General features: G+C 55.4%; 6 protein-coding genes. 3 read left to right on the forward strand and 3 right to left on the reverse strand.

What is annotated here, in order from left to right; genetic code table 11:
* Positions 1 to 436, reverse strand: a 436-nt coding sequence (locus tag ACIQZK_RS10565) for an outer membrane protein assembly factor BamE (RefSeq protein WP_397576090.1), incomplete at its 3' end; no start/stop codon positions are given.
* 114 nt (positions 437 to 550) lie between these two features.
* On the opposite strand from ACIQZK_RS10565, the gene ACIQZK_RS10570 reads away from it, so the two are divergent.
* From ACIQZK_RS10570 to ACIQZK_RS10580, 3 genes are read left to right on the forward strand one after another with little or no spacing between them, the layout of a single operon-like run.
* Positions 551 to 1,075, forward strand: coding sequence for a ubiquinol-cytochrome C chaperone family protein (locus tag ACIQZK_RS10570; protein ID WP_397576091.1), 525 nt, complete (start codon positions 551 to 553; stop codon positions 1,073 to 1,075).
* Positions 1,069 to 1,599, forward strand: coding sequence for a YceD family protein (locus ACIQZK_RS10575; RefSeq protein WP_397576092.1), 531 nt, complete (start codon positions 1,069 to 1,071; stop codon positions 1,597 to 1,599). Before ACIQZK_RS10570 ends, ACIQZK_RS10575 begins: the two co-directional genes overlap by 7 nt.
* A 12-nt stretch (positions 1,600 to 1,611) precedes the next feature.
* Positions 1,612 to 2,214 carry a CDP-alcohol phosphatidyltransferase family protein gene (locus tag ACIQZK_RS10580; protein ID WP_397576093.1) on the forward strand — a complete coding sequence of 201 codons (603 nt, stop codon included), beginning with the start codon at positions 1,612 to 1,614 and terminating at the stop codon, positions 2,212 to 2,214.
* Here the strand turns inward: ACIQZK_RS10580 and ACIQZK_RS10585 are convergent.
* Both ACIQZK_RS10585 and ACIQZK_RS10590 read right to left on the reverse strand, forming a co-directional pair.
* The gene (locus ACIQZK_RS10585; protein ID WP_397576094.1) at positions 2,211 to 3,671 is read right to left on the reverse strand and encodes a dihydrolipoyl dehydrogenase family protein; all 1,461 of its coding nucleotides are present in this window, start codon (positions 3,669 to 3,671) and stop codon (positions 2,211 to 2,213) included. The genes ACIQZK_RS10580 and ACIQZK_RS10585 overlap by 4 nt on opposite strands.
* Positions 3,664 to 4,338 (reverse strand): TVP38/TMEM64 family protein, encoded by a 675-nt coding sequence (locus ACIQZK_RS10590; RefSeq protein ID WP_397576095.1) that lies wholly within the window; start codon positions 4,336 to 4,338, stop codon positions 3,664 to 3,666. The genes ACIQZK_RS10585 and ACIQZK_RS10590 overlap by 8 nt, the downstream gene beginning before the upstream one ends.
* Positions 4,339 to 4,412 lie beyond the last annotated feature (74 nt).

A 4,412-nucleotide genomic window follows, 5' to 3' on the forward strand; every position in this document is an offset into this window, starting at 1 on the left:
CTGCGCCCACTGCACCGATATTGCCGAAGATTTCTTCAAAGAAGCTCTTGTTGCGGCCAAGCGTTGGCGTTTTATCGCCTTCAGGGCTGATTTTCGAAATAAGTTCTTTGCCCGTTTGCGCAACCGATGCGACATTTCCGGCTGCGTCAAACCGGACCTTCAGCACATATTGGGTGTCTGCCTTTGGCTGCGAGAACGCCAGCTGCTTTGCGTCGCGTGAATAATAATACCAGTCGTTTTGATCAAACTGACCCACAAATGTCGGACGGCCAAGCGATGCCTGAACCGATTCCCTGTTGTCTACGCCCGGTTGGATAGAGTTCAGCAAGGTCTGGTCGCCAATATAGCCCTGATGCGAACGCAGGCGGGTACAGCCAGACGCCAATGTCATAGCGGCCAATAATGCTGCAAAACCTGCAATTTGCGTCGCGCGCATAAACTTCTCCGCTAATCCACTAAAGTTGGGCCTTTGCCATTGCATCCTTAAGGCGCAATATCAATATGCAATCCCAGATGAATGCCCGATGAGTAAGGATGAAAACACGTCAAAATGACATTATTGAAAAGACTTTTCGGGAAAGGGGAACCCGACCCCAAGCTTAAGCTGATTCCATTGTACAATCAGATCGTGGCGAAAGCGCGTGAGCCGCATTGGTATATCGAAGGCGAAGTTCCCGACAGCATTGACGGACGCTTCGATATGGTTGCCTCTATATTGTCGCTGGTACTGCTAAGGCTTGAGGACAGCGGTGATTATGCACTCGACATGGCGCGCCTTACCGAAGTGTTTGTCGACGACATGGATGGACAGCTGCGTGAAGTGGGCATCGGCGATATGATTGTTGGCAAACATATCGGTCAGATTATGAGCGCCGTCGGCGGCCGCCTCGGTGCGCTGCGCTCGGCTTTGTCCGATACGGCGGAGCTTGATGAAGCCATTGTGCGCAACATTTACCGGGGCGTCGCCCCCGAAGCGGCCCCGCTTGCGCATACCCGCCAAGCTTTGCTCGATGTCGAACGTGCATTGGGGGCGCAATTGCCCGATATGATCGTTGAAGGTGACGCAAAGTGGTGACCGCCAACGAGTTTAGCCATGTCATCAAAATCTCCGAAGTGGGAAACCACAGCCGCAACCTTCGGCTTTCGGCGGATGAAACGGCGCGCAATGGCCTGATGGCGCGGTTTGATCTGGCGGCGCTCGACAATCTTGAGGCTGAAATTTCGTTGAAGCATGAGGCGGACGCCGTGATTGCAACCGGACGTTTCACGGCCAGCCTCGCACAATTTTGCATCGCAACGCATGATCCCGTTCCTGCAAAATTGGACGAGCCCATCCATATCCAATTTATTGCCGAACCCACATCCAATGGCGAAGTGGAGCTAGAGCTCGCACCCGAAGATTGCGACACGATGTTCCACGATGGCCAGACCATTGATTTGGGTGAGGCGGTTGCCCAATCAATGGGTCTCGCGCTCAATCCCTATCCACGCAGTCCCGAGGCAGAGAAAATCTTGAGGGCTGCGGGTGTCAAAAGCGAAGAAGACGTCGCTCCAGTGGGCGCGCTCGCTGGGCTGAAGGACTTGCTGGCGAAAAAATGATGGGAAAGCGCCATGTTTGATGTGGCGCTGCGCCGACTGGTCGACCCGGCGCTGTTCCGGATGGCGCGCGTGCTGGCAGGTGCGCGGTTTTCGGCAAATGCGCTGACGATAACAGGTGCTGCCATCGGACTGGGCGCCGCATTTTTCATCACACAGGCGCATTATTCGGCTGCATTGGCATGTATCGTCCTCAATCGCCTTTTTGATGGCCTCGATGGCGCGATTGCCCGAATCAATGGGCCGACGGACTTTGGCGGATATTTGGATTCGCTGTGCGACTTTCTGTTCTACGTTTCCGTCCCCGTCGCATTCGGCATAATCAGCACAGACAATCAAATGCCCGCGCTCGCGCTGGTGGCGAGCTTCACCCTAACGGCAGTCAGCTTTCTCGGATATGCGGCAATTGCCGCGCGGCGTAATGATGATGACGGTGCGCATGGCCCCAAAGCATTTATCTATTCCACCGGGTTGATGGAGGGTGGGGAAACCATCGCGTTCTTTTTGCTATTCTGCCTGTTCCCAGCATTTTTCCCGACATTGGCGCTGATATTTGCCGCGTTGTGTGCCTTGACCGTTGCCCAACGCGTTGCGTTCGCGGCAAAAGGCTTCAGCTAACCACGCTGCCAGCGGAACCAACGTTCCGCCCATTTCAGCAGTGCTTCGGGCTTACGCGCCAACCCGAACTGACCCGCAGCATATTTGTTGGCCTCTGCCCATGTTGGGTAGGGGTGAATGGTCTGCAGGATTTTGCGCAGCCCCATTTTATGCTTCATCGCGAAGGTGACTTCGGCGAGAATTTCGCCCGCATTCTGGCCAATGATCGTTGCGCCCAAAATCCGGTCACTGCCTTTGGCGGTCAGAATTTTGACAAAGCCATGCGCTTCGCATTCGGCAATTGCCCGGTCGAGATCATCAAGATCGTAGCGCGTGACATCGAACGACAGGCCTTGCGCGCGCGCTTCCGCTTCGGTCAGGCCGACCGTCGCCAATTCGGGTTCCGTATAGGTGACACGTGGCAGGACGCGGTAATCGGTGCGATATTTTTTGAACGGCCGCGCCAGTGCATTCACGCTGGCATACCATGCCTCATGACTGCCGCCGTGCGTCAGCTGCTGGCGTCCGGCAACGTCGCCCGCACAATATATATGCGGCATGTTCGTACGCAGAAAATCATCATTCTCAAGCTGGCCATCCACAACCAACCCCAATTCTTCAAGACCAAAGCCGGTCACCCGTGGCTTGCGACCGACGGCAATGATGATGTCATCATAGGCTATCGATTTTTCACCCTGGGGCCCTTCAACGACCAGAGTTTTTCCCGCTTCAAAACGCACGGCACGGTGAGCCGTGTGAACGGTTACGCCTTCGGATTGCAATCGCGCGGTCACCAATGCAGCGGCATCGGCATCCTCTTTCAGCAGCAACCGATCCGCCATTTCGACGATGGTCACTTTAGAACCCAAACGCTGGAATGCCTGTGCGAGTTCGCAGCCAATGGGACCGCCACCCAAAATCACCAGACGGTTGGGCACATTTGGCCGGTCCGCTATGACATCCCACAACGTCTCGCTCGTCAGATAGCCGCTATCCTCAACGCCCGGCAACGGCGGGATGAATGGCGCTGCGCCCGTGGCAATGATGAAGGATTTTGCGGTTAACTGGCGTGCGCCATCAATTTCGATGGTCCACGGATCGATAAAGCGCGCATAGCCCTTTACGCAATCGACGCCGAGGCCGGTGAAGCGTTCAACGCTATCATGCGGTTCAATCGCGGTAATGACATCGCGGACGCGGCGCATGACCGCAGGGAAGTCAATGACCGGCGCGCCGCCCTGAATGCCAAAGCGCGCAGAGTCCGCAACCTGGTGCGCAACCTTTGCGCTTTTGATCAGCGCCTTGGACGGGACACATCCGGTGTTCAGGCAATCGCCCCCCATGTCATGCGCTTCGACCAAGGTCACTTTCGCTTTGACCATTGACGCGATGTAGGCCGAGACCAAACCCGCCGATCCGGCGCCAATGACGATGAGGTTGCGGTCAAACCGCTTCGGCTTTTGCCAATGTTTAGCCACGGCTGCGCTTTACCACCGCGACAATGCCCTTTGCCGCCCACGGGAACAGCGCCAGCGCCACGAATGAGGCAATAAGTGTGGGCGACAGCAAACCGGCAGTGCTGTCTATGCGGCTGATTTGGGTGCCTGCGTTCACGAACACGATCGTCGCGGGCAACATACCGATCTGGCTCACCCAGAAGAATGTGCCGGTTTTAATCCGCGTCAAACCCATCAGCAAATTGATGACGAAGAATGGAAATACCGGAATCAAACGCAGCGTGAACAAATAGAACGCACCGTCTTTTTCAAGTCCGTCATCAACCGCGCGCAACCGTTCACCGAATTTGCCCTGTACCCAATCGCGCAGCAGATAACGCGAGCTGAGAAACGCCAATGTTGCGCCCATGGTCGATGCAAAGGAGACAATGATCGTGCCAAGGACAACGCCAAACAAGGCGCCGGCGACCAAGGTTATGATGGCAGCGCCCGGAATCGATAATCCCGTCACCGCAACATAAAGGAGGAAAAACCCGGCGATATACAAAGCCGGGTTTGCATCCTTTGCCGCGACAATGTCTGCCTGACTGGCCTTGAAATTTTCGAGGCTTAGATATTGGCCCAAATCAAAAATAAAATAGGCCGCAATCGCGCCAATCAGGACAAGAGCCAAAACTGCTTTTTTCATTTTGGCCCCTGTTCAATCTGTTACTGCTATTGGCCGCTGGCTAGCGATCAAAACGGTACGTCGTCGTCGAGGTC

The sequence above is a fragment of the Sphingorhabdus sp. genome, from assembly GCF_044338195.1.
GTDB lineage: Bacteria > Pseudomonadota > Alphaproteobacteria > Sphingomonadales > Sphingomonadaceae > Sphingorhabdus_B.

What these genes read in the sequence shown, in the direction of transcription:
- ACIQZK_RS10570 (WP_397576091.1), top strand. Translation starts at nt 551, where the DNA reads ATGACATTATTGAAAAGACTTTTCGGGAAAGGGGAACCCGACCCCAAG.
- ACIQZK_RS10590 (WP_397576095.1), bottom strand. Translation starts at nt 4,338, where the DNA reads ATGAAAAAAGCAGTTTTGGCTCTTGTCCTGATTGGCGCGATTGCGGCC.
- ACIQZK_RS10580 (WP_397576093.1), top strand. Translation starts at nt 1,612, where the DNA reads ATGTTTGATGTGGCGCTGCGCCGACTGGTCGACCCGGCGCTGTTCCGG.